The 23,639-nt window shown below is 67.2% G+C and carries 25 protein-coding genes and 1 pseudogene; 18 read left to right on the top strand and 8 right to left on the bottom strand.

The features are described from left to right. Nucleotides 1–219 precede the first annotated feature (219 nt). Both WS89_RS11550 and WS89_RS11555 read left to right on the top strand, forming a co-directional pair. Nucleotides 220–1,116 (top strand): DMT family transporter, encoded by an 897-nt coding sequence (locus WS89_RS11550; protein WP_059791146.1) that lies wholly within the window; start codon nt 220–222, stop codon nt 1,114–1,116. Nucleotides 1,117–1,467: 351 nt separating this feature from the next. Then, the gene (locus WS89_RS11555; protein ID WP_006482800.1) at nt 1,468–1,653 is read left to right on the top strand and encodes a hypothetical protein; all 186 of its coding nucleotides are present in this window, start codon (nt 1,468–1,470) and stop codon (nt 1,651–1,653) included. Nucleotides 1,654–1,760: 107 nt separating this feature from the next. Here WS89_RS11555 and mgrA read toward each other — a convergent pair whose 3' ends face one another. Beyond that, nucleotides 1,761–2,804: an L-glyceraldehyde 3-phosphate reductase gene (gene mgrA, locus WS89_RS11560; RefSeq protein ID WP_059791052.1), complete on the bottom strand. Its 1,044-nt coding sequence runs from the start codon at nt 2,802–2,804 to the stop codon at nt 1,761–1,763. A 193-nt stretch (nt 2,805–2,997) separates the two neighbouring features. Between mgrA and WS89_RS11565 the strand changes: the two genes are divergently transcribed. Then, complete coding sequence (locus tag WS89_RS11565; RefSeq protein WP_034208658.1) at nt 2,998–3,204, top strand: DUF3185 family protein; 207 nt, start codon at nt 2,998–3,000, stop codon at nt 3,202–3,204. 151 nt (nt 3,205–3,355) lie between these two features. Here the strand turns inward: WS89_RS11565 and WS89_RS11570 are convergent, their stop codons facing one another. Next, on the bottom strand, nt 3,356–4,129 hold the full coding sequence (locus WS89_RS11570; protein ID WP_059791054.1) for a phytanoyl-CoA dioxygenase family protein: 774 nt from the start codon (nt 4,127–4,129) through the stop codon (nt 3,356–3,358). 352 nt (nt 4,130–4,481) lie between these two features. On the opposite strand from WS89_RS11570, the gene WS89_RS11575 reads away from it, so the two are divergent. Continuing rightward, nucleotides 4,482–4,823: a hypothetical protein gene (locus WS89_RS11575; RefSeq protein WP_034208660.1), complete on the top strand. Its 342-nt coding sequence runs from the start codon at nt 4,482–4,484 to the stop codon at nt 4,821–4,823. A 111-nt stretch (nt 4,824–4,934) separates the two neighbouring features. Here WS89_RS11575 and metK read toward each other — a convergent pair whose 3' ends face one another. Next, nucleotides 4,935–6,122: a methionine adenosyltransferase gene (gene metK, locus WS89_RS11580; protein ID WP_006482984.1), complete on the bottom strand. Its 1,188-nt coding sequence runs from the start codon at nt 6,120–6,122 to the stop codon at nt 4,935–4,937. Between the two features lie 265 nt (nt 6,123–6,387). On the opposite strand from metK, the gene lpxL reads away from it, so the two are divergent. Beyond that, nucleotides 6,388–7,272: a lauroyl acyltransferase LpxL gene (gene lpxL / locus WS89_RS11585; RefSeq protein WP_059791056.1), complete on the top strand. Its 885-nt coding sequence runs from the start codon at nt 6,388–6,390 to the stop codon at nt 7,270–7,272. Between the two features lie 25 nt (nt 7,273–7,297). Here lpxL and WS89_RS11590 read toward each other — a convergent pair whose 3' ends face one another. Next, complete coding sequence (locus tag WS89_RS11590; RefSeq protein WP_059791058.1) at nt 7,298–7,600, bottom strand: HigA family addiction module antitoxin; 303 nt, start codon at nt 7,598–7,600, stop codon at nt 7,298–7,300. A 16-nt stretch (nt 7,601–7,616) separates the two neighbouring features. Next, nucleotides 7,617–7,892 (bottom strand): annotated as a pseudogene (locus WS89_RS32220) (type II toxin-antitoxin system RelE/ParE family toxin); the annotation flags it as partial. Nucleotides 7,893–8,283: 391 nt separating this feature from the next. Here WS89_RS32220 and dapF point away from each other — a divergent pair. The 8 genes from dapF to hslU all read left to right on the top strand — a co-directional run bounded on the left by dapF (nt 8,284) and on the right by hslU (nt 16,462). Next, nucleotides 8,284–9,153 carry a diaminopimelate epimerase gene (gene dapF / locus WS89_RS11595; protein ID WP_059791060.1) on the top strand — a complete coding sequence of 290 codons (870 nt, stop codon included), beginning with the start codon at nt 8,284–8,286 and terminating at the stop codon, nt 9,151–9,153. Between the two features lie 37 nt (nt 9,154–9,190). Then, nucleotides 9,191–9,916 (top strand): DUF484 family protein, encoded by a 726-nt coding sequence (locus WS89_RS11600; RefSeq protein ID WP_059500589.1) that lies wholly within the window; start codon nt 9,191–9,193, stop codon nt 9,914–9,916. Between the two features lie 13 nt (nt 9,917–9,929). Then, on the top strand, nt 9,930–10,850 hold the full coding sequence (gene xerC / locus WS89_RS11605; RefSeq protein ID WP_059500588.1) for a tyrosine recombinase XerC: 921 nt from the start codon (nt 9,930–9,932) through the stop codon (nt 10,848–10,850). A gap of 76 nt (nt 10,851–10,926) precedes the next feature. After that, on the top strand, nt 10,927–12,141 hold the full coding sequence (locus WS89_RS11610) for a class I SAM-dependent rRNA methyltransferase (protein WP_059500587.1): 1,215 nt from the start codon (nt 10,927–10,929) through the stop codon (nt 12,139–12,141). Nucleotides 12,142–12,332: 191 nt separating this feature from the next. Further along, nucleotides 12,333–13,424 carry a CobW family GTP-binding protein gene (locus tag WS89_RS11615; RefSeq protein ID WP_059791062.1) on the top strand — a complete coding sequence of 364 codons (1,092 nt, stop codon included), beginning with the start codon at nt 12,333–12,335 and terminating at the stop codon, nt 13,422–13,424. A gap of 493 nt (nt 13,425–13,917) precedes the next feature. Further along, on the top strand, nt 13,918–14,334 hold the full coding sequence (gene dksA / locus WS89_RS11620; protein WP_006477498.1) for an RNA polymerase-binding protein DksA: 417 nt from the start codon (nt 13,918–13,920) through the stop codon (nt 14,332–14,334). A gap of 237 nt (nt 14,335–14,571) precedes the next feature. Beyond that, a complete protein-coding gene (gene hslV / locus WS89_RS11625) occupies nt 14,572–15,108 on the top strand; it encodes an ATP-dependent protease subunit HslV (RefSeq protein WP_059791064.1) in 537 nt (178 codons plus the stop codon). Between the two features lie 10 nt (nt 15,109–15,118). Beyond that, nucleotides 15,119–16,462: an ATP-dependent protease ATPase subunit HslU gene (hslU, locus tag WS89_RS11630; protein ID WP_059500585.1), complete on the top strand. Its 1,344-nt coding sequence runs from the start codon at nt 15,119–15,121 to the stop codon at nt 16,460–16,462. Between the two features lie 145 nt (nt 16,463–16,607). Here hslU and WS89_RS11635 read toward each other — a convergent pair whose 3' ends face one another. The 3 genes from WS89_RS11635 to WS89_RS11645 form a co-directional block, all read right to left on the bottom strand. Next, nucleotides 16,608–17,150 carry a response regulator transcription factor gene (locus tag WS89_RS11635; RefSeq protein WP_021156278.1) on the bottom strand — a complete coding sequence of 181 codons (543 nt, stop codon included), beginning with the start codon at nt 17,148–17,150 and terminating at the stop codon, nt 16,608–16,610. Nucleotides 17,151–17,163: 13 nt separating this feature from the next. After that, entirely contained in the window at nt 17,164–18,582 is a 1,419-nt protein-coding gene (locus WS89_RS11640; protein WP_059791065.1) for an ATP-binding protein, read from the bottom strand. 90 nt (nt 18,583–18,672) lie between these two features. After that, nucleotides 18,673–18,897, bottom strand: a complete 225-nt coding sequence (locus tag WS89_RS11645) for a cysteine-rich CWC family protein (RefSeq protein WP_059791067.1) — start codon at nt 18,895–18,897, stop codon at nt 18,673–18,675. Nucleotides 18,898–19,191: 294 nt separating this feature from the next. Here WS89_RS11645 and argB point away from each other — a divergent pair, with 294 nt between their 5' ends. From argB to metW, 5 genes are all read left to right on the top strand, one after another. Next, nucleotides 19,192–20,091: an acetylglutamate kinase gene (gene argB / locus WS89_RS11650; RefSeq protein ID WP_027785735.1), complete on the top strand. Its 900-nt coding sequence runs from the start codon at nt 19,192–19,194 to the stop codon at nt 20,089–20,091. Further along, nucleotides 20,088–20,879, top strand: coding sequence for a pyrimidine 5'-nucleotidase (locus WS89_RS11655; RefSeq protein WP_059791069.1), 792 nt, complete (start codon nt 20,088–20,090; stop codon nt 20,877–20,879). Before argB ends, WS89_RS11655 begins: the two co-directional genes overlap by 4 nt. Next, nucleotides 20,846–21,511 carry a nucleoid occlusion factor SlmA gene (gene slmA, locus WS89_RS11660; protein WP_059791071.1) on the top strand — a complete coding sequence of 222 codons (666 nt, stop codon included), beginning with the start codon at nt 20,846–20,848 and terminating at the stop codon, nt 21,509–21,511. The genes WS89_RS11655 and slmA overlap by 34 nt, the downstream gene beginning before the upstream one ends. A 272-nt stretch (nt 21,512–21,783) precedes the next feature. Next, a complete protein-coding gene (gene metX, locus WS89_RS11665) occupies nt 21,784–22,929 on the top strand; it encodes a homoserine O-succinyltransferase MetX (protein WP_059501407.1) in 1,146 nt (381 codons plus the stop codon). Beyond that, nucleotides 22,926–23,534, top strand: a complete 609-nt coding sequence (metW, locus tag WS89_RS11670) for a methionine biosynthesis protein MetW (RefSeq protein WP_034208677.1) — start codon at nt 22,926–22,928, stop codon at nt 23,532–23,534. Before metX ends, metW begins: the two co-directional genes overlap by 4 nt. Nucleotides 23,535–23,639 lie beyond the last annotated feature (105 nt).

Raw genomic sequence — 23,639 nt, forward strand, 5'->3', positions numbered from 1 at the left:
CCGCAGGCGTGCGCGCATCCGTCGGTCCTTCCCCCTCCTGTCGCACCGCCGCTCGTCAGCGCTGCGCCGCCCCCGCCGGCGGCACGCGCCGGCTGACCGGCCGGCTTCCGTTTTCGTCTTCCATTCGCCTCGTTGGCTGCAGGTGCGTGCGTCGTGACGCACGGCATGTTGCCGCGCGCGCGGATGGAACGTTTCGATCCGTTCGACAGGTGGATTCACATGGTTTCGTTCAAACGCGCGCTTGCCGCGCATGGCGCGACGTCGCTCTTCGTGCTGCTGTGGAGCAGCGGGGCGATCTTCGCTGAACTCGGTCTGCGTCACGCATCCGCGTTCGCCTTTCTCACTGCCCGTTTCGCGCTCGCATCGCTCGTGCTGCTCGCGCTGGCCTTCGTGCGCAAGCGCTGGCTGCCGCCGCACGGCGAGCGGCGCATGGCCGCGCTGACCGGCTTGCTGATGATGGGCGGCTATTCGATCTTCTACCTGCTCGCGCTCGAGCGCGGCATCGCGCCCGGCGTGCTCGCGACGATCCTCGGCGTGCAGCCGATCCTCACGCTCGCGATCGTCGAGCGTCGCTGGCAGCCGCTGCGCATCGCGGGGCTCGCGCTGTCGCTCGCCGGCCTCGCGCTCGTCGTCGGCCGTGGCGTGGGCGGCATGAACGGCGGGAAGGGCGGCCTGTCGGCTGCCGGTATCGCGTGCGCACTCACGGCACTCGTCGCGCTGACCGTCGGCTCGCTGCTGCAAAAACGCGCACGCGCGGCGCCCGCCGACGTGCTGCCGCTGCAGAATGCGATCGGCCTCGCACTGTGCGTCGCGATCGCGCCGTTCCGGCCGGTGTCGTTCGACACGAGCTGGGCGTTCGTCGTGCCGCTACTGTGGCTCGGCATCGTGATTTCGGTGATCGCGCAACTGCTGTTCTACCGATTGATGCAGCGCGGCGATCTCGTGAACGTGACGAGCCTGTTCTATCTCGTGCCCGTCGTCACCACGCTGATGGATGCCGTGTGGCTCGGCAATCGGCCCGAGCCGCTCGCGCTCGCCGGCATGAGCGCGATCGTCGCCGGGCTCGCGCTCGTGTTCCGCGCGCCGGCCGCACGATCGCAACCCGAGCGCGCCTGAGCGGCGGGCCGCCGCGCCTGCGGGTGCGGCGGCCCGCATCGGACACGTACGACGATTCCGCGAGAACCGAAAGGAACGGGAAAGATACGTGCAAGGCGTTCGTCTTGCTTGCACGAAAAACGCGTGCTTCCCGCGGCTTTCCGCTGATTTTTAATGGTTCGGATAGCGAAAAGCGCCGCCGGTTGCCTATACTCGAATGGACGGCCCGCACGCAACGGGCCGGACCAACTAGAAACACCCGGCATGGGGCCGGGGTGAGCGCACGCGTGCCGTTTCGGGCCGATATCCCGCAGGGATGGAGCCGCCAAGGCAACACTGAAGCGCCCACTTCGGTCGACACTGGAGACACGCATGACGACCTATTTCACGATCGGCGACTTCATCCTGTTGATTCCGATGGCGCTGGCCGGAGCGCTATTTCTCGGCGCGGTGCCGTGCGCGACCCAATTCCGTCACAACCTGCTGCGCGTACTCGGCGTCATTCTCGGCGTCGGCGTCGCGGTGCTGCTCGTTGAAGGCCTGCCTGCGCTGATCTAGCGCGCCGCCAGCGCGCGACGTGCGTCGCTGCATCGCAGCGACGCGACGTACGGTCCGCGGGTCGGCGACACGGCACGCGACGTTTCGCATGCCGTATCGACTCCCGATCAGATCGCCTGATCGGTGGACGGCTTTTCCCACAGATTGATGCCGCCTTCCGTCGCGTAACGATCGATCTCGGCGAGCTCCTCCGCCGAGAATTCGAGGTTCTTCAACGCCCCGACGTTCTCGCGCACCTGCTCCGCGCGGCTCGCGCCAATCAGCGCGGACGTCACGCGGCCGTTACGCAACACCCACGCCAAGGCCATCTGCGCAAGGCTCTGCCCGCGCCGTTCGGCGATCGTGTTGAGCTTGCGCACATGCTCGAGGTTGTCCGCGCTCAGGTGTTCCTGCTTCAGCGAGCCGCCGCCCGGCTTGTTCACGCGCGCGTCGGCCGGCACGCCATTCAGATACTTCGACGTCAGCAAGCCCTGCGCGAGCGGCGTGAACGCGATGCTGCCCGCGCCGACTTCGTCGAGCGTGCCGAGCAGGTCGCGCTCGATCCAGCGGTTCAGCATGTTGTACGAAGGCTGGTGAATCAGCAGCGGCACCTTGTATTGCGCGAGCAGCTCGGCCATCTCGCGCGTCTTCGCGGCCGAATACGACGAGATGCCGATGTAGAGCGCCTTGCCCTGCTGCACGGCCGACGCCAGTGCGCCCGCCGTTTCCTCGAGCGGCGTGTGCGCGTCGAAACGGTGCGAATAGAAGATGTCGACGTAGTCGAGCCCCATCCGCTGCAGGCTCTGGTCGAGACTCGCGAGCACGTACTTGCGCGATCCGCCGCCGCTGCCGTACGGCCCCGGCCACATGTCCCAGCCGGCCTTCGTCGAGATCAGCAGCTCGTCGCGATACGGCCGGAAATCCTCCTTCAGCAGCCGGCCGAAATTGATTTCGGCGCTGCCGTACGGCGGCCCGTAGTTGTTCGCGAGGTCGAAGTGGTTGATGCCGAGGTCGAACGCGGTGCGCAGAATCTCGCGCTGCGTCGAGATCGGCGTCGAGTCGCCGAAGTTGTGCCACAGACCAAGCGACAGGGCGGGCAGTTTGAGCCCGGATTTGCCGCAGGTGCGGTATTGCATGCCGGCATAACGTTCGGAAGCTGCTTCGTAGGCCATGAGTCTGTTCCGTCAGGACATCAGGGGAAGGGGCGCGCGCCGGCCGCGCACATGGCGTGACGGCGGCGAAGGAGTCATACGACGACTATGGTAGCGAAAGCGGCCGGATCGCGCACGGCGGCACGGCGATGGACGCGACCGCGGCCGTCGCCTACACTGCGGCGTCTCGAATCACCGTTTCAGCGAGGTTGGTATGTCCCGGGTCATCTCGGTTGCACTGCTCGTCGGCGGCATCGTGCTGCTGTATTTCGGCGGCCAGTCGTTCCATTCGATCAACGACAACGTGTCGCGCTTCTTCACCGGCTCGCCCGCGACGAAGACGATCCTGCTGATCGTCGGCGGCGCCGTCGCGTCGTTCGCCGGCCTGATCGGCCTCGCGATGCCGGGCAGCAAGCGCTGATCGCTGCGCATCGCGACGCCCGCCCGTCTGCCTCACGCGCGCGGGCCGCACCAAGCGAAACGGGCGGCCACGCCGCCCGTTGCTTCATTCGCGCGCGATGCGCCGCATCGCGTGATCGGGGGCGGCAACACCCTGCCGCTCCGCTCCTGACCTAGAACTGCACTTCCGGCTTCGACGCCGAGCGCGTGCCGGGCACCGGCCGGTTGCTTGCGCCGTGATACGTGTACACGAGCGAGAACTTCACCTGGTCGGAACGGTTCTGCCCGGCCGAATGCAGCGTGTTGCAGTGAAAGAACACGACATCGCCCGTCTCTAGCGACGGACACGTGGCCGCGTCGATCATCCTGCGGTTTTCCGGCAGATCGCCGCGGAAGAACTTCGCGTCGTCGAACGCTTCCGGCCCGAATTCGGCCGTATGCGAACCCGGCACGAGCCACAACGCGCCGTTCTCGTTGGTTTCAGGCCCAAGGGCGAGCCACACCGACACCATGTCCGGGCGCTCGAACGCCCAGTAGCGGAAATCGCGATGCCAGCCGGTCAGGCTGCCGTACGCCGGGTGCTTCGTCATCATGCAGTTGTGATGCGCGCGCGACAGCACGGGCTCTTCACCGAAATACTCGCGCATCCACGCGCCGATTTCAGGAGCGACCGCGCGCTCGGCAAACGCCGGATCGCGCGAATACGCATCGAGCAGCCGCCGCACCGTATGCCCGCCCGGCGCATGCTTCGATTCGGGCGCGCCCGGGTAGCGCAGGTCGGCCTCGAACTCGATCGGCTCGGCGGCCTCCCGCAACTGACGCTCCGCGATCTGCCTGAGCGCCGCGCACTGCTCCTCGCCGACGAGGCCGCGCGCGACGACGAAGCCGCGCTCGCGCAATTCCGCGACCTGCGCGCGGATCGATTCCGACTGCAATGGAGACGACATGGGATGCCAGACGTTTATTGTGTGAATGTGACGATTGTAAATCGGCGCCGGATACCGCGAACAGCACCATTGTCGTGCGCAGGGGCATGCCAATCACGGCTTTGATCCGGGTCAAGGGAACTGTGCGACGCGGCACCTGCCTCAGCGACAGGCGGTATGCGGCACACGCGTTGCAGCACAAGGGTTTATCGCGACTTTTGCCCGTCACGAAACCCCTGTAGCCTGACGCGGCCTGTCAATTCTGGCGGGGGCGGCGCGCAGCGGGATCCGATAAGATCCGTTGTGCCATCCGAGGCCGTTCATACCAGTGCGCTCTTCAGGGCGCCACCCATACAAGCGAAGCATCGTTCACATGCCATTCCGTCTGACTTCCCGTTTCAACCGCGCTGCGAAGCGCGTCGTGCCGTCCGCTCCTGCCCGCTCGCTGCGCCATCACCGCGCACGCACGCAGGCGCTGGCCGAGCGTACGCACACGCACAGCCGGCTGGACGGCATCCGTGCGTGGTTCCACGCGTTTTTCTCGATGATGAGCGCGCAGACGTTCGCGCGCCGCGCCGGCCTGCGCTCGCTGCTGCAGAAGCCGTCGTCGCTGCGCGCGCTCGCGCTGCGCCGCACGCTCGGCCCGCAGCGCCGCGTCAACCGCCCGCGCCGCCTCGCGGCGAGCAACGGCTGGTTCGGGTTCGGCGCACGCTGAGCGAATGCCTGGCGGGCATGGCCCGCACCGATCGCCGCCATTGCATCGGCGACCGAAATCCATAAAAAAACCCCGGCCAGGCCGGGGTTTTTCATTTCAGGCGAACGACGCTTACGCGACGCGTGCCGTCGGCTCCACACCGGCTGCTTCGGCCAGCGCGAGCGCCTTGTCGGTCGCTTCCCACGAGAATTCCGGCTCTTCGCGGCCGAAGTGGCCGTAAGCCGCGGTCTTCTCATAGATCGGGCGCAGCAGGTCGAGCATCTTGATGATGCCCTTCGGACGCAGGTCGAAATGCTCGCGCACGAGCTTCGTGATCACCGCATCCGACACGCGGCCCGTGCCGAACGTGTTGACCATCACCGAGGTCGGCTCGGCCACGCCGATCGCGTACGACACCTGGATCAGCGCGCGCGACGCGAGGCCGGCGGCAACGATGTTCTTCGCGACGTAGCGGCCGGCATAGGCAGCCGAGCGGTCGACCTTCGACGGATCCTTGCCCGAGAACGCGCCGCCGCCGTGCGGTGCGGCACCGCCGTACGTGTCGACGATGATCTTGCGGCCGGTCAGGCCGCAATCGCCCTGCGGGCCGCCGATCACGAACCGGCCGGTCGGGTTCACGAGGAACTTGATGTCGCCCTTGATCAGGTCGGCGGGCAGCGTCGGCTTGATGATTTCCTCGATCACGGCTTCGCGCAGCGCGGGCAGTTCGATGTCCGGCGCGTGCTGCGTCGACAGCACGACGGTGTCGATCGAATCGGGCTTGCCGTCGACATAGCGGACCGTCACCTGCGACTTCGCGTCCGGACGCAGCCATTGCAGGCGACCGTCGCGGCGCAGGCTGGCCTGGCGCTCGACGAGGCGGTGCGACAGGTAGATCGGCAGCGGCATCAGTTCCGGCGTTTCGTCGCACGCATAGCCGAACATCAGGCCCTGGTCGCCCGCGCCTTGATCGAGGTTGTCGTCGTGTGCGCGATCGACGCCCTGCGCGATGTCCGGCGACTGCTTGTCGTACGCGACGAGCACCGCGCAACCCTTGTAGTCGATGCCGTAGTCGGTGTTGTCGTAGCCGATGCGCTTGATCGTGTCGCGCGCGATCTGGATGTAATCGATGTTGGCCGTCGTGGTGATTTCACCGGCCAGCACGACGAGACCCGTGTTGCACAGCGTTTCGGCCGCAACGCGGGAGTATTTGTCCTGCTCGAGGATGGCGTCGAGAATCGCGTCCGAGATTTGGTCCGCGACCTTGTCCGGATGGCCTTCGGAGACGGATTCGGACGTGAAGAGATAATCGTTTGCCACTTTTTCAGGCTCCTGTGTGGTTACGGTTGGTTTCACGTAGCCAGCTTCGTTGGGCCTGAAGCGGCGACGCTTTAGCGGATTACCAGGACCGGGCAGCGCGTGTCGCGCCAGCCGGCTTCGCCCCGCAAGTTGTCAGTTAACTCGGCGAAGCCCGTATTATAGCGGCTTTCCTGAATTGTCACAGAGCGCCGCCCGTGCTGCATCTTCCGCTGTCTTACCACCCTGTTCGCAACGTGCCGGCCAGCCGGCCCTACGGAGCTTTCGCATGCTAGGCCGCCTCGGCACGCACCTCGCCATCGGCTTGCTGAAGCTGCTCGCCCTGCTGCCGTACGGCCTGACCGCACGGTTCGGCGACGGCCTCGGCTGGCTGCTGTATCAGATCCCCAGCCGGCGAAAGCGCATCGTACATACGAATCTGAAACTCTGCTTCCCCGACTGGAGCGACGAGCGGCGCGAGGACGTGGCGGGCCGGCATTTCCGCCATGCGATCCGCAGCTACGTCGAGCGCAGCGTGCAGTGGTTCGGCTCGGAGAAAAAGCTCGCGAAACTGATCCAGGTCGACAGCGCGGTCGATCTCACCGATCCCGACCTGCCGCCGACGCTGTTCCTCGGCCTGCACTTCGTCGGCATCGAAGCCGGTTCGATCTGGCTCAACCGGTCGCTGCAGCGCCGCTGCGGATCGCTGTACCAGCCGTTCTCGAACGCGGTGCTCGAGGAAGAGGCGAAGAAGGCGCGCGGGCGCTTCGACGCCGAGATGGTCGGCCGCGCGGACAGCGCGCGCGTCGTGCTGCGCTGGCTGCGCGACCGCAAGCCGGTGATGCTCGGCGCCGACATGGACTACGGGCTGCGCAATTCGACGTTCGTGCCGTTCTTCGGCGTGCCGGCGTGCACGCTGACGGCCGTCGGCCGGCTCGCGAAGACGGGCCGCGCGCAAGTCGTGCCGTTCATCGGCGAGGTGCTGCCGAACTACAAGGGCTATCGTCTGAAGGTATTCAAGCCGTGGGATCACTACCCGACCGGCGACGACGATCTCGACGCGCGGCGGATGAACGAATTCCTCGAGGAACAGATTCCGCTGATGCCCGAGCAGTATTACTGGGTGCACAAGCGCTTCAAGACGCGCCCGCCCGGCGAGCCGAGCCTCTACTGAGCAGCATCGGCCTGCGGGCGCACGGTCACGCGCGCGTCCGCACTCTGGTTACCTTCGGCACGCCTTTCGCGCGTGCCTGCCACAGATTGTAGGCGGATTGCTGCGCGAGCCACAGATCCGCACGGCCGCCATTCTCCTCGCCGAGCCATGCCTCGAGGCGCAGCGCCATTTCCGGCGAGATTCCTGCATGGCCGTGCAGGATGCGCGACAGCGCCGCGCGCGTGACGCCAAGTTGCGCGGCAGCCTCGGTGACAGTCAGGCCCAGCGCCGGTAGCACGTCCTCGCGCAGCGCTTCGCCCGGATGCGGTGGATTGAAGATGCGAGTCATGGCTTGAATCACCTCGATGGTAGTGCTGGTAATCGACCAGGACGGCATCGGCTCCGTCGAAGCTGAACGTCAAACGCCAGTTGCTGCTCACGCTCGCCGCGTAATGGCCGTCCAGCCCTCGGGCCAGGCCGTGAAAGCGCCAGCCCGGCACGTTCATGTCGAGCGGCCGGCTCGCAGCGTCGAGACGTGCGAGCTGGCGCCGTAACCTCGGGGCATGGCCGGGCCGGATGCCCGCCTTGTTCCCGCTCGTGAAAAACACTTCCAGCCCCTTGTGCTGCCACGACTTGATCATGGATCTCCCACATTCGAGTCGCGATGCCGACAGCATGGCCCATGCGTATAGCCACACTATACGAATCGCTCGATTGCGCTCTCAATTTGACCTGTACGAAAGTGCGCGTCCCGCCCGTCCGCTGTTTTCGCCGAGCCTTGCGCCCGCCGCGACAGGTTCGCCACACCGCATCAATTTGCTCACCCGCCTCACATGCGACCAGTCGACCGATCGGCAGATACCGCTCCCTGCCCGCCTTCGCCCGCGGTACAAACCGGTCGCCCACGCAGGACGCCCCTGTCGGCTGCATGTATCATTTGCGGTTGAGATCAGCACGACGAACGAGGCCGCCCCGGCGCGGCCACCGGCCGGCCGTGCCGACCGCCTTGTTCGCCATGGAATTCCGGACCCAGTGAAACTCTCGTTCACCAAGATGCACGGCGCGGGCAACGACTTCGTCGTGCTCGACGGCTATTCGCGCGCGCTGCCGCCGCTCACCGATGCGCAGGTGCGCGCGCTCGCCAACCGCCACTTCGGCATCGGCGCCGATCAGTTGCTGCTGGTCGAGAAACCGACCGTCGACGGCGCGGATTTCAAGTACCGGATCTTCAATTGCGACGGCGGCGAGGTCGAGCACTGCGGCAACGGCGCGCGCTGTTTCGTGAAGTTCGTCAGCGACCGCGGCCTGACCGACAAGCGCAGCGTGCGCGTGCAGGTCATGAAGGGCCTGATCACGCTGACGATGCAGGACAACGGCGAAGTCGTCGTCGACATGGGTGCGCCCGTGTTCGCGCCGGCGCAGGTGCCGTTCGATGCATCGGGCCTCGACGGCCGGACCGACGGCAACGACACGCTGTGGCCGCTCGACGTCGGCGGCGCGACGCGCTGGATCTCGACGGTGTCGATGGGCAACCCGCACGCGGTGCAGGTCGTCGACGACGCCGAAGCGTATCCCGTGCTGGAAGAAGGCCCGCTGATCGAGCGCCATGCGCGCTTCCCGCAGCGCGTGAACGCCGGTTTCATGCAGATCGTGTCGCGCCGCGAAGTGAAGCTGCGCGTGTACGAACGCGGCACGGGCGAGACGCTCGCGTGCGGCACCGGCGCGTGCGCGGCGGTCGCGGCCGGCATCCGGCGCGGCCTGCTCGATTCGCCCGTGACCGTGCACACGCACGGCGGCACGCTCACGATCGGCTGGGACGGCGCGCGCGACGAAGCCGCCGCGCTGACGATGGCCGGCCCCGCCGCGACCGTGTTCGAAGGCGAGATCGACCTGATCGCCTGACCCTGCAACGTCCTTGATAACTGAACGCTCCAGCCACATGAACGATCGCGAAGTCGCCGACTACCTGCTCGCCAATCCCGAATTCTTCGCGCAGCACGCCGAGCTGCTCGCGACGATCCGTCTCGCGAACCCGCACGGCAAAGCCGCGATCTCGCTGCAGGAGCGGCAGATGGAGATGCTGCGCGACAAGAACAAGCACCTCGAACGCCGGCTCGCCGAGCTCGTGCGCTACGGGCACGAGAACGACAGCCTGTCCGCGAAGTTCAGCCGCTGGACCGCGCGCGTGATCGCGGAGCGCGATCCGTACGCGCTGCCGCGCACGATCGCCGACGGCATCGCCGACGTGTTCGACGTGCCGCAAACGGCGCTGCGCGTGTGGGATGTGGCCGACACCTACGCGCAAGCCGACTTCGCACGCCAGGTCGGCGAGGAAGTGCGCCTGTTCACGAACGGCCTGTCGACGCCGTACTGCGGCGCGAACACGGGCTTCGAGGCCGCCCAGTGGCTCGCGCCCGCGCTCGCCGCCCCGGCCGCGAGCGCGGCGGAAGGCGCCGAGGCCGCGCCGGCCGGCGACGGCTCGGCCGCGTCGGTCGCGCTGCTCGCGCTGCGTGCGCCGCTCGCCGGCAACGACGCGCCCGCGTTCGGCCTGCTGGTGCTCGGTTCGCCCGATCCGCGCCGCTTCCACGACGGGATGGCCACCGACTTCCTCGCGCAGATCGCGACGCTCGCGAGCGCCGCGCTCACGCGCCTGCTGCCGCACTGATTCGCCGCACGCGATGACCGACGATCCGATCGCCGCCTACCTGTCGAACCTGCAGCACGTCAGGCAGCTGTCGGAACACACGCTGCGCGGGTACGCGCACGAACTCGACGAACTGAAGAAGCTCGCGGCCGGCCGGCCGCTCGAAGCATTGACAGCCGCCGACATGCGCGGCGCGGTCGTGCGCGCGCACGCGGCCGGGCTGTCCGCGCGCTCGATCTCGCACCGGCTTTCCGCATGGCGTGCGTTCTATCGCTGGTTCGCGCAGCGCATCGAGATGCCCGCGAATCCCGTGGCCGGGGTACGCGCGCCCAAACGCGAGAAATCGCTGCCCAAAGCGCTGTCGGTCGACGATGCGGTCGCACTCATGGATACGCCGCTGCCCGAAACGACCGAAGGCATCCGCGACCACGCGATCCTCGAGCTGTTCTATTCGTCGGGGCTGCGCCTCGCCGAACTGGTCGGGCTCGACGTCGGGTACGCGCAGGCCGACGGCTACCGCTCGGCCGGCTGGCTCGATCTCGCCGAAGCCGAAGTCACCGTGCGCGGCAAGGGCAACAAGGAGCGCAAGGTGCCGGTCGGCCGCAAGGCGATCGACGCGCTGAACGCGTGGCTCGCGGTGCGCGGCGAATTCGTGAAGCACGATCCGCATCCGCTGTTCCTGTCGGTGCGCGGCAACCGGATGTCGCCGGGCGTCGTGCGCGAACGTGTGAAGCGCGCGGCGCTCGCCGCCGGCATCCCCGCCAACGTCCACCCGCACGTGCTGCGCCACTCGTTCGCGACGCACGTGCTGCAGTCGAGCGGCGACCTGCGCGCGGTGCAGGAACTGCTGGGCCACGCGAGCGTCGCCGCGACGCAGGTCTATACGTCGCTCGACTTCCAGCATCTCGCGAAGATTTACGACAGCGCGCATCCGCGCGCGAAGAAGCGCGACTGACGCGCGCCCCGTGTTACCCGCCGCGCGCGGCGGCCGGCATCGGCCGGCGTCGCGCCCGGCCCATTTCGATCTCATCATGCAAACCGTCACCCTCAAGCCGTCCAAGGAAAAATCGCTGCTGCGCCGCCATCCGTGGATCTACGCCAATGCGATCGACCGCGTCGACGGCAAGCCCGCGCCCGGCGCGACCGTGCTCGTGCGCGCGCACGACGGCCGCTTTCTCGCGCGCGGTGCGTACAGCCCGCAGTCGCAGATCCGCGTGCGGGTGTGGAGCTTCGACGAGAGCGAGCCGATCGATCACGCGTTCTTCAAGCGCCGCGTGCAGCGCGCGGTTGCGCACCGCACGACGATGGTGTCGGGCACGGGCGCGGTACGGCTCGTGTTCGGCGAGGCCGACGGGCTGCCGGGGCTGATCGTCGACTACTACATCGCGGACACGGCCGAGCCGGGCGCCGCGCCGCGCGGCCAGCTCGTGTGTCAGTTCATGGCGGCCGGCGTCGAAGCGTGGAAGGACGCGATCGTCGCGGCGCTCGTCGGCGCGACCGGCTGCCCGAACGTGTACGAGCGCTCGGACGTGTCGATCCGCGACAAGGAAGGGCTCGAGCAGACGACCGGCGTGCTGGCCGGCGACGCGCCGCCCGCGACGCTGATCGCGAACGAAAACGGCGTGCGCTATCACGTCGACGTGCCGAACGGCCACAAGACGGGCTTCTACGTCGACCAGCGCGACAACCGCGCGCTCGTCGCGCAGTACGCGGCCGGCCGCGACGTGCTGAACTGCTTCTGCTACACCGGCGGCTTCTCGCTCGCGGCGCTCAAGGGCGGCGCGAAACGCGTCGTGTCGATCGACTCGTCGGGCGACGCGCTCGCGCTCGCGCAGCAGAACGTCGTGGCCAACGGCTTCGACGCCGAACGCGCGACCTGGCTCGACGCCGATGCGTTCAAGACGCTGCGCCGCCTCGTCGACGAAGGCGAGCGTTTCGACCTGATCGTGCTCGATCCGCCGAAGTTCGCGCCGACCCGCGACAGCGTCGATCGCGCGGCGCGCGCGTACAAGGACATCAACCTGAGCGGCTTCAGGCTGCTGCGCCCGGGCGGCCTGCTGTTCACGTACTCGTGCTCGGGCGCGATCGACATGGACCTGTTCCAGAAGATCGTCGCGGGCGCGGCCGCCGACGCGAAGGTCGACGCGCGCATCCTGAAGCGGCTCGGCGCGGGCGTCGACCATCCGTTGCTCGCCGCGTTCCCGGAGGGCGAATATCTGAAGGGCCTGCTGTTGCAAATCGTCTGATCGCCCCGATCTAGCGCGGACAACCGCGCCCACCCGCCGTTGGCGGCACAGTGCTTTCGCCTGTCGTCCGGACGACGGGCGGGGGCTTGACAGGTATGTTTCAATGGATGGTTGTGCGCCCCGGCTCGCAGCGCGAGGGCGCGACGCACATCCTGGTTTTGACCCCGATTCACGAACCACAGGCGACCGACATGGCCACTCCCGTCACCATCCTTACCGGCTTCCTCGGCAGCGGCAAGACGACGCTGCTCAAGCGCATCCTGAACGAACAGCACGGCATGAAGATCGCCGTGATCGAGAACGAGTTCGGCGAAGAGAACATCGACAACGAAATCCTCGTGCAGGATTCGAACGAGCAGATCATCCAGATGAGCAACGGCTGCATCTGCTGCACGATCCGCGGCGACCTTGCCCGCGCGCTCGGCGATCTGGCCGCGAAAAAGCGCGAAGGCAAGCTCGACTTCGACCGCATCGTGATCGAGACGACCGGCCTCGCGAACCCGGGCCCCGTCGCGCAGACGTTCTTCATCGACAGCGAAATCGCCGACGATTTCCTGCTCGATGCCGTCATCACGCTGGTCGACGCGAAACACGCGAACGCGCAGCTCGACGAACACGAAGTGGTGCAGCGCCAGGTCGGTTTCGCCGACCGCCTGTTCATCACGAAGTCGGACCTGGTCGACGACCAGACCGTCGCCGGCCTCAAGCACCGCCTGATGCACATGAACCCGAAGGCCGCGATCAAGATCGTCAATTTCGGCGAAGCGGACATCAAAGAAATCTTCGACCTGCGCGGCTTCAACCTGAACGCGAAGCTCGAGATCGATCCCGATTTCCTCGCCGAGGACGATCACGCGCACGCCCACCACGATCACGACCATGATCACGATCACGCCGGTTGCGACCACGATCACGGCCAATGCGCGCACGATCACGGCCACGGCCATGGCCATGGCCACCACGATCACCACCACGCGCACCATGACGACAAGATCAAGTCGTTCGTGTACCGCAACGACCGCCCGTTCGACCCGAACAAGCTGGAAGACTTCCTCGGCGGCATCCTGCAGATCTACGGCGAGCGGATGCTGCGCTACAAGGGCGTGCTGTACATGAAGGGCGTCGACCGCAAGGTCGTGTTCCAGGGCGTGCACCAGATGATGGGCAGTGATCTCGCGGCCAAGTGGCTGCCGGCCGAGAAGAAGACCAACAAGATGGTGTTCATCGGCGTCGACCTGCCGCAGGACCTGATCACCGACGGCCTCGACGCCTGCCTCGCCTGACCCGCGTGGGCGCCTGCCGCCCCCGCTGCCCGGCCGCCTTCGCAGGCGGCCGCGGCAGTCGCGCGGCGCCTTTTCCGGGCAGGGTTTCGTCGTCATCGCTTTTTCGCGATTTGCGCGTTATATTTTCTAGATATTGGCGTGGCCGACGGGGATCGACCCGATACGGCGCCCGCTTGCGATTCAGTTACAATACGTGCCCGCTGGAGTACGGCAACAAACAGGCCCGGTTCTTGCTGAACTAGTTATCCGGGCATCGCAACCGCGCCGGATCGCCCATCCGCCTCCCGGCCGCGGCCGATGCGATCTGCCGCGCAGCACACCGGTTCGCAGCGCGCGCAAATCAGCGCCAGGCCTATCCTGGTATTTGAGAACCGGTTTCCAGAGGCTTTCGGCCCCGCGGCGGCAAATCGCAAATGATTGCAAGCGCGGTTGCGGGTAATCCCAAAGTGCAGGCACTATCTCTTGATTTGCCGCACATTGAAGAAGCAAGCAGATGACGAAGAAACTCTTGACCGAAGCCGAAATCCTGAAGATGAGCGACAAGGATTACATGAATGAGGATCAGCTCGCCTTCTTCAAAAATCGGCTCGAACAGTTGCAGGCGGACATCCTCAAGAATGCAGGCCAGACGACCGAAAACCTGCGCGAGACGGTGATCGTCCCCGATCCCGCCGACCGCGCGACGATCGAGGAGGAGCACGCGCTCGAGCTGCGTACGCGCGATCGCGAACGCAAGCTCCTCAAGAAGGTTCAGCAGTCGCTCGCCCGCATCGATTCCGGCGATTACGGCTGGTGTGAGGAAACCGGCGAGCCGATCGGCATTCCGCGCCTGCTCGCGCGTCCGACCGCCACGCTGTCGCTCGAGGCGCAGGAGCGCCGCGAGTTGCGCCAGAAGCTGTTCGGCGACTGATCGAGCGGCATTCCGCTCAGACACGCTGCTTCCCGGAAGCGCGCGGCCTGCCGCGCGCTTTTTGTTTTTCCGGTGCCGGCTCCCGGCCGCCGGCCGATTTGCCTCCCCCTCTTGATATCCCGGCGCCCGCCCTAAAATGAAACGAATGTGCGCCGGGCCGCTTCCCGGCGCACCGCGGATTCACGCGGCGGCCCCTCGCGCCGCCCGACTCTTCCCCGTTTTTCTCAAGGAACGCAGATGGAGCAATTTCACGGCACGACCATCGTTTCGGTCCGGCGCGGCGACAAGGTCGCGCTCGGCGGCGACGGCCAGGTAACCCTCGGCAACATCGTCATGAAGGGTGGCGCGCGGAAAGTGCGGCGGATCTACAACAACCAGGTTCTGGTCGGATTCGCGGGCGGCACCGCCGATGCGTTCTCGCTGCTCGACCGCTTCGAGGCGAAGCTCGAGAAGCACCAGGGCAATCTCACCCGCGCGGCCGTCGAGCTCGCGAAGGACTGGCGCACCGACCGGATGCTGCGCCGCCTCGAGGCGATGCTGATCACGGCCGATGCGACCACCACGCTCGTGATCACCGGCAACGGCGACGTGCTCGACCCGGAAGGCGGGATTTGCGCGATCGGCTCGGGCGGCGCGTACGCGCAGGCGGCGGCCCGCGCGCTCGCCGAGAACACCCAGCTGTCGCCGCGCGAGATCGTCGAGAAATCGCTCGAGATCGCCGGCGACATGTGCATCTACACGAACCACAACCGCATCATCGAAACGATCGAGTAAGGACCGCACCATGAGCACCATGACCCCTGCCGAGATCGTCTCGGAACTCGACAAGCACATCATCGGCCAGGCGAAGGCGAAGAAGGCCGTCGCCGTCGCGCTGCGCAACCGCTGGCGCCGCCAGCAGGTCGCCGACCCGCTGCGCCAGGAAATCACCCCGAAGAACATCCTGATGATCGGGCCGACGGGCGTCGGCAAGACCGAAATCGCGCGCCGCCTCGCAAAGCTCGCCGATGCGCCGTTCATCAAGATCGAAGCGACCAAGTTCACCGAAGTCGGCTACGTCGGCCGCGACGTCGACAGCATCGTGCGCGACCTGATCGAGATCTCGGTCAAGCAGACGCGCGAATCCGAAATGCGCAAGGTGCGCAGCAAGGCGACCGACCAGGCCGAAGACCGCATCCTCGACATCCTGCTGCCGCAACCGCGCGCGGTGGGCTTCGGCGGCAATGCCGAGCACGCGAACGACGACAACAACGCGACGCGCCAGACCTTCCGCAAGCGCCTGCGCGAAGGCCAGCTCGACGACAAGGAAGTCGAGCTCGACCTCGAGCAGCCGACCGTCGGCATGGACATCATGGCGCCGCCGGGGATGGAAGAGATGACCGAGCAGATCCGCTCGATGTTCTCGAACCTCGGCAGCGGCAAGAAGCAGCGCCGCAAGGTGAAGATCAAGGAAGCGCTGAAGCTGCTGACCGACGAGGAAGCGGCGAAGATGCTGAACGAAGAGGAAGTGAAGACGAAGGCCGTGCAGAACGTCGAGCAGAACGGCATCGTGTTCCTCGACGAGATCGACAAGATCACGTCGCGCAACAACGAAGGCAGCGGCGGCGAAGTGTCGCGCCAGGGCGTGCAGCGCGATCTGCTGCCGCTCGTCGAGGGCACGACGGTCAACACGAAGTACGGGATGGTGAAGACCGATCACATCCTGTTCATCGCGAGCGGCGCCTTCCACCTCGCGAAGCCGAGCGACCTGATTCCCGAACTGCAGGGGCGCTTCCCGATCCGCGTCGAGCTCGATTCGCTGTCGGTCGAAGACTTCGAGGCGATCCTCGATGCGACCGACGCGAGCCTCGTCAAGCAGTACCAGGCGCTGCTCGCCACCGAGGACGTGCAGCTCGAATTCGCCGACGACGGTATCCGGCGCCTCGCCGAGATCGCGTTCGCGGTCAACGAGAAAACCGAGAACATCGGCGCGCGCCGGCTGTACACGGTGATCGAGAAGCTGCTCGAGGAAGTGTCGTTCTCGGCCGGCAACCACGCCGGCGAGCGCGTGACGATCGACGCGCAGTATGTCGACCGCGCGCTCGGCGAAGTGTCGCAGGACGAAGACCTGTCGCGCTACGTGCTGTAACGCGCGCGGCGGTGAAAGCGAAACGGGCGGCCCGCGGGCCGCCCGTTTTCGTTGGCGCGCCGGTTCGATTTGGGGGCGACGGGCAACCGTGCGGCGGCAGCCGCGCACGGCCTGCCCGCCTCCGGCAGCGCGCCCGCCGCGCCGCTTACTGCCGAACCGGCTTCTTCGCGAGCTTGCGCTGCAGCGTGCGGCGGTGCATGTTCAGCGCCCGCGCGGTCGCCGAAATGTTGTTGTTGTTCTCGGCCAGCACGCGCTGGATGTGCTCCCATTCGAGCCGGTCGACCGACAGCACGACCGGATTCTCGAGCGCCTCGTCGGCCTGCACTTCGGTCGCGTTGGTCTGCAGCGCGGCCAGGATCGACTCGACGTTCGCCGGCTTCGCGAGGTAGTTGTCGGCACCCTCCTTCACGGCCTGCACGGCGGTCGCGATGCTCGCGTAGCCGGTCAGCACCAGGATCCGCGCATCGGGCTGCAGGTCGCACAACGGCGCGATCAGGCTCAGCCCCGAATCCTCGCCGAGATGCAGGTCGACGGTGATGAACTGGAACTTGCCGCCCGCGGCGAGCCGAAGCGCCGCCTCCTTGTCGTGCGCCTGCTGGACCGCGTAACCGCGGCGCTCGAGGCCGCGCGCGAGCGTGCCCGCGAACACCTCGTTGTCGTCGATCACCAGGAAATTGTTCTCGCTCATGGGGTTTCTCCGTCTACGTGTTGGTTGAGGCAGCCGGCATCGCGACACGCGCGACCGGCAGGCGCAGCACGGCCCGCGTGCCGCGCCCGGCCGCGGCGCCGGCCGGTCGGCCGTCCGGCGTGCCGGCTGGCCGTTCGGCCGCACGGGCACCCGTGCGTTGTCCCGATGCGGCCGCCGCGTGGCCGTTCGCCGCACCTGCGGCCCGCCCGTTGCCGCCGGTCGCACGCGGCGCGACATCGGACAGTTCGATCTCGCCGCCCAACCGCGCGGCCGCACTGAACGCGAGATACAGGCCGACGCCGTGCCCGCCCTGCGTGCTGTCGACCGGCATCGCGCCGAGCGATTCGCGCAGCGCGGCCGGAATGCCGGGCCCGTCGTCGCATACCTCGAATTCGATTTCGTCGGTCGCACGGTCGTGCGCGACCTTTGCGGCGAGCGTCACGCGCTGTGGGCTCGCGCGCGCGGCGTTGTCGAGCAGGATCGTCAGGATCTGGCCAGCCGCGACCGTATCGTCGAGCGCGACGCCCGACGGGCGCGCGCCGAGCAGCTCGAACTGCACGTGCGGATGCCGCAGGCGCCAGTGCTCGACGAACGTGTCGAGCCAGTCGTCCACCGGTTGGCGGCTCGCCGGCGCGCTCGCGCGGCTGCGCAGGCGCGCGAGCGCCGACGTGCAGAGCGTCATCTGTTCCTCGAGCACCTTCAGGTCGGCCTCGTAGCGCGCCAGCCCCGGATCGGCGCGCGCCGCGTCGCGCAACTCCTCGGCGAGCATCGCGATCGTCGACAGCGGCGTGCCCATTTCGTGCGCGACGGTGGCGGCCTGCACGCCGAGCGCGACGGCCCGCTCGTCGCGCAGCAGGTGCTGCTGCGCCTCGCCGAGCGCCGCGTCGCGCTGGCGCAGCGCATTCGACATGCGCGCGACGAACCACGCGATCAGCCCGACGCTGACCATGAAGTTCGCCCACATGCCGGTCCGGTAGTAATCGAACAGGTTCGCCGGGTTGTCCATGTTGAGCGGCACCGAATCGAAGCCGAGCGCCGCGTAGCACGCGACCGCGAACGCCGCGAGCCAGATCATCAGGTGCCACGGCAGCACGGCTGCCGCGATCGCGAGCGACGGCAGGTACAGCGACACGAACGGGTTGGTCGTGCCGCCCGACAGGAACAGCAGCGCGGACAGCGCGCCGAGGTCGACCCACAGCTGGCCGAGCAGCTCGAAATTGGTCTCGGGCCGCGCGCGCAGCACGCGCACCCAGGTCAGCGCGTTGAAAACGATTTCGAGCGCGATGACCATCAGCATCGCCGGCAACGGCAAATGCACGCCGAAATAGGTCTGCACGACGCCGATCGTCACGAGCTGGCCGATGATCGCGAGATTGCGCAGCCAGAACAGGTGACTGAGGTTGACGCGCCCGGTGGTGGTGATTCGTTGCATCCGGGCAGTTTACCCGTTTAGCGCCCGGCGCCTCCAGCGGGGCCGGATCCGCGCGTGCGAACGGGCGAGGCGAGTGCGCCGCGAGCCGCGTCAACCGGCCGCGCCGGCCATGCGCTGCGCGATTTCGTCGGCCAGGCACTCGGGGCATCGGCACCGCGCACCGGCCGCGGGCGGCGTGCCGTCGGGCAGCAGCGGCATCGACGCGCACCAGCAGTCGAACGGCTGCGTGTGCGCGCCGCAGTCGAAGCCGCGCCCGCAGTGCGGGCAGCGCGCACGGCGCGGGACGGAACGGGCGTCGGCGGCGGAATCGGTCATGGCGCAATCGCGAAAGCGGGCGGGACATCGCCCCACGCGACAAGCATAGCGCGGCGGCTGAATTTTGCACGCCGGCCGCCCGGCCGCGGTCGGCCGCCAACGCACGCGCGCCCGCCCGCCGGCGCCACCCGCGCGACGGCGCCCCGAATCGTGCCGCGCCATAGCCGGCGGGCCGCCGCGTGCGATGCCGCGCCGCGCCGCCGGCGTTCCGGCCGGCCCAAAAACCCGATGCTGCGCTGCGCCACTCCTGTACAATTCGCCCTGTTTCAACCGTTCCCAGCCAGAGCCGCCGCCATGTCCGAGCCCATCGACCTCTCGCAGATCGCCCCCACGCTGAAAGCAGAAATCCTCGCGGAGGCGCTGCCGTACATCCGTCGCTACCACGGCAAGACCGTGGTCATCAAATACGGCGGCAACGCGATGACGGAAGAGCGGCTCAAGCAGGGCTTCGCGCGCGACGTGATCCTGCTGAAGCTGGTCGGCATCAACCCGGTGATCGTCCACGGCGGCGGTCCGCAGATCGATCACGCGCTGAAGAAGATCGGCAAGGCCGGCACCTTCATCCAGGGCATGCGCGTGACCGACGAAGAGACGATGGAAGTCGTCGAATGGGTGCTCGGCGGCGAAGTGCAGCAGGACATCGTGATGCTGATCAACCACTTCGGCGGCCACGCGGTGGGGCTGACGGGCAAGGACGGCGGCCTGATCCACGCGCGCAAGCTGCTGATGCCGGACCGCGACAACCCGGGCCAGTACATCGACATCGGCCAGGTCGGCGAAGTCGAGGCGATCAACCCGGCCGTCGTGAAGGCGCTGCAGGACGATGCGTTCATCCCGGTGATCTCGCCGATCGGCCTCGGTCAGGACGGCCTCTCGTACAACATCAACGCAGACCTCGTCGCCGGCAAGCTCGCGACCGTGCTGAACGCCGAGAAGCTGCTGATGATGACCAACATCCCGGGCGTGATGGACAAGGACGGCAACCTGCTGACCGATCTGTCCGCACGCGAGATCGACGCCCTGTTCGAGGACGGCACGATTTCGGGCGGCATGCTGCCGAAGATCTCGTCGGCGCTCGACGCCGCGAAGAGCGGCGTGAAGTCGGTGCACATCGTCGACGGCCGGATCGAGCATTCGGTGCTGCTGGAGATCCTGACCGAGCAGCCGTTCGGCACGATGATCCGCTCGCATTGAGCGCGCGCCGCCCGCCTGCCGGCCCCGCTCTGCCGGCCCCGCTGCGGCGCCGGCGCATCTCTCGCAGCCGGCCGCGCGCCGGCGCACCCGTCTGGCTGTTCGATCTCGACAACACGCTGCACCATGCGTCGCACGCGATCTTTCCCGAGATCAACCGTGCGATGACGCAATACATCGTCGACGCGCTGCAGGTCGGGCGCGCTGAAGCCGACCGCCTGCGCAACGGCTACACCGAGCGCTACGGCGCCGCGCTGCTCGGCCTGACCCGCCATCACCCGATCGACCCACACGACTTCCTGCGCGTGGTCCACACGTTTTCCGACCTGCCCGCGATGGTGCGCGCCGAGCGCGGCCTCGCGCGCATCGTCGCCGCGCTGCCGGGTCGTAAGCTGGTGCTAACCAACGCGCCGGAGAACTACGCGCGCGCGGTGCTGCGCGAGCTGCGCATCGAGCGGCTGTTCGAGCGCGTGATCGCGATCGAGCACATGCGCGACCGACGTGCGTGGCGCGCGAAACCCGACCATGCGATGCTGCGCCGGATACTGCGCGCCGCGCATGCGCGCGCGGCCGACGCGATCCTGGTCGAAGATACCCGCAGCCATCTGAAGCACTACAAGCGTCTCGGCATCGGCACGGTATGGATCACGGGGCACCTGCCCGGCCATCTGCCGGCAACCGGACGCCCTCATTATGTCGACCAGCGCATTCGTTCGTTAAAATCGCTGCGACTGGGCACACGATCGGGGCGACAAAAATGCAGCCGACTTACCCGCAGGACCAAGCCGTAACGGAAAGCCACGCCACACCGTCCCGCCCGCGCCCGAAGCCGGGCGAGCGCCGCGTCATGATCCTGCAGACGCTCGCGACCATGCTCGAGGCCCCGAAACCCGAGAAAATCACCACGGCCGCGCTCGCGGCCCGGCTCGACGTGTCGGAAGCCGCGCTGTACCGGCATTTCGCGAGCAAGGCGAAGATGTACGAAGGGCTGATCGAGTTCATCGAGCAGGCACTGTTCGGGCTCGTCAACCAGATCGTCGCGAAGGAGCCGAACGGCGTGTTGCAGGCGCGCACGATCGCGCTGACGATGCTCAATTTCGCCACAAAGAACCCCGGGATGACGCGCGTGCTGACCGGCGAGGCGCTGATCGGCGAGGACGAGCGCCTGACCGAACGCGTGAACCAGTTGCTCGACCGCATCGAGGCGACCGTCAAGCAATGCCTGCGGGTCGCACGCACGGAAGCGAATGCACCGCAGGACGGCGCGACACCGTTCGTGCTGCCGGCCGACTACGATCCCGCTGCCCGCGCGAATCTGCTCGTCAGTTACGTGATCGGCCGGTGGCACCGTTTCGCGAAGGGCGGATTCCAGAAACCGCCGAGCGAACAGGCCGATGCGCATCTCCGGCTGATCCTGCAATGAGCGGCGCATGACGGCGCGCTCTGCCACGCGCCAAAATCCGCGCTTCACAATTTCCGCTATACTTTGCCGACTTGCCGCCCCGTGGCGGCAGGTCGGAAGCGCGCCGATTTGCTGACTCGATTGCGGGCGCGCGAACCGGCCGGGGCCTTGATGCGTCGTGCGTCGTTCCCCGGCGGTTCACTACAAATGCGGCTAAAGAGGTCGTCAGCCGCGCATCTCCGACTCCGCGCCTCGCCGACACCGTTTAGCCGCCCAGTCATAAGGCGGAACGAATGGAATCGATCGGCATCGTCGCTCCACAGACCATGCATTTCGCCGAACCGCTGCGCTTGCAAAGCGGCAGCGCGCTCGGCAACTATCAACTCGTCGTCGAAACGTACGGCGAGCTCAACGCCGCGCGCTCGAACGCGGTGCTCGTCTGTCACGCGCTGAACGCGTCGCATCACGTCGCCGGCGTCTACGCGGACGATCCGCGCAGCACCGGCTGGTGGGACAACATGGTCGGCCCCGGCAAACCGCTCGACACCAACCGCTTCTTCGTGATCGGCGTGAACAACCTCGGCTCGTGCTTTGGCTCGACCGGCCCGATGAGCATCGATCCGTCGACCGGCAAGCCGTACGGCGCGCGCTTCCCGGTCGTCACCGTCGAGGACTGGGTGCACGCGCAGGCGCGTGTCGCCGATGCGTTCGGCATCGAGCGCTTCGCCGCGGTGATGGGCGGCAGCCTCGGCGGGATGCAGGCGCTCGCATGGAGCCTGATGTATCCGGAGCGCGTCGCGCACTGCATCGACATCGCGTCGACGCCGAAGCTGTCCGCGCAGAACATCGCGTTCAACGAAGTCGCGCGCTCGGCGATCCTGTCCGATCCCGATTTCCACGGCGGCGACTACTACGCGCACGACGTGAAGCCGAAGCGCGGCCTGCGCGTCGCGCGGATGATCGGTCACATCACCTACCTGTCGGACGACGACATGGCCGAGAAATTCGGCCGCGCGCTGCGCCGTGCGGACGGCGCGCTCGACGCGTACAACTTCAGCTTCGACGTCGAATTCGAGGTCGAGTCGTACCTGCGCTACCAGGGCGACAAGTTCGCCGACTACTTCGACGCGAACACCTATCTGCTGATCACGCGCGCGCTCGATTACTTCGACCCGGCGAAGGCGTTCGACGGCAACCTGACGGCCGCGCTCGCGCACACGCAGGCGAAATACCTGATCGCGAGCTTCTCGACCGACTGGCGCTTCGCGCCGGCGCGCTCGCGCGAGATCGTGAAGGCGCTGCTCGACAACAAGCGCACGGTCAGCTATGCGGAAATCGACGCGCCGCACGGCCACGACGCGTTCCTGCTCGACGACGCGCGCTATCACAACCTGATCCGTGCGTATTACGAACGAATCGCCATCGAGGTGGGAGCATGAACCAGCAAGCGCTGAATTCCCTGTCCGCGCGCGCGGACTTCCGCACGATCGCCCGCTGGGTCGAGCCGCGCTCGACCGTGCTCGACCTCGGCTGCGGCGACGGCTCGCTGCTCGCGTTGCTGATGGAAGAGCTGGACGTCACCGGCTACGGGATCGAGCTGAACGACGCGGGCGTGCTCGCGAGCGCGAAGAACGGCATCAACGTGATCCAGCAGAACCTCGAGGACGGCCTGCGCCTGTTCGAGGATCACAGCTTCGACATCGCGATCCTGTCGCAGACGCTGCAGACGATCCACCAGACGGCCGCGATCCTGCGCGAAACGGCGCGCGTCGGCCGCGAGTGCATCGTGTCGTTCCCGAACTTCGGCTACTGGTCGCACCGGCTGTCGGTGCTGCAGGGCCGCATGCCGGTGTCGAAATCGCTGCCGTACCAGTGGCACAACACGCCGAACGTGCGCGTGCTGACGATCAAGGATTTCGAGGCGCTCGCGCCCGAGGTCGGCGTCACGATCCTCGACCGCGTCGTGCTGCACGAAGGCCAGCCGATTCGATGGGGAGCGAACTGGCGTGGTAGTCTTGCTGTCTATCGCGTCAAGCGCAGCTGAGCCGGGGAGCCGTTGACGGAAGATCCGGCCGGCCCGCGTGCGCGGCCGCCCCTCCTGTGCCGTCCGCGCCGCCTGCGCTGCCGCCGCCATCAGTCAACGCTACCC

This window comes from Burkholderia sp. MSMB1072 (assembly GCF_001524725.1).
Taxonomy (GTDB): domain Bacteria; phylum Pseudomonadota; class Gammaproteobacteria; order Burkholderiales; family Burkholderiaceae; genus Burkholderia.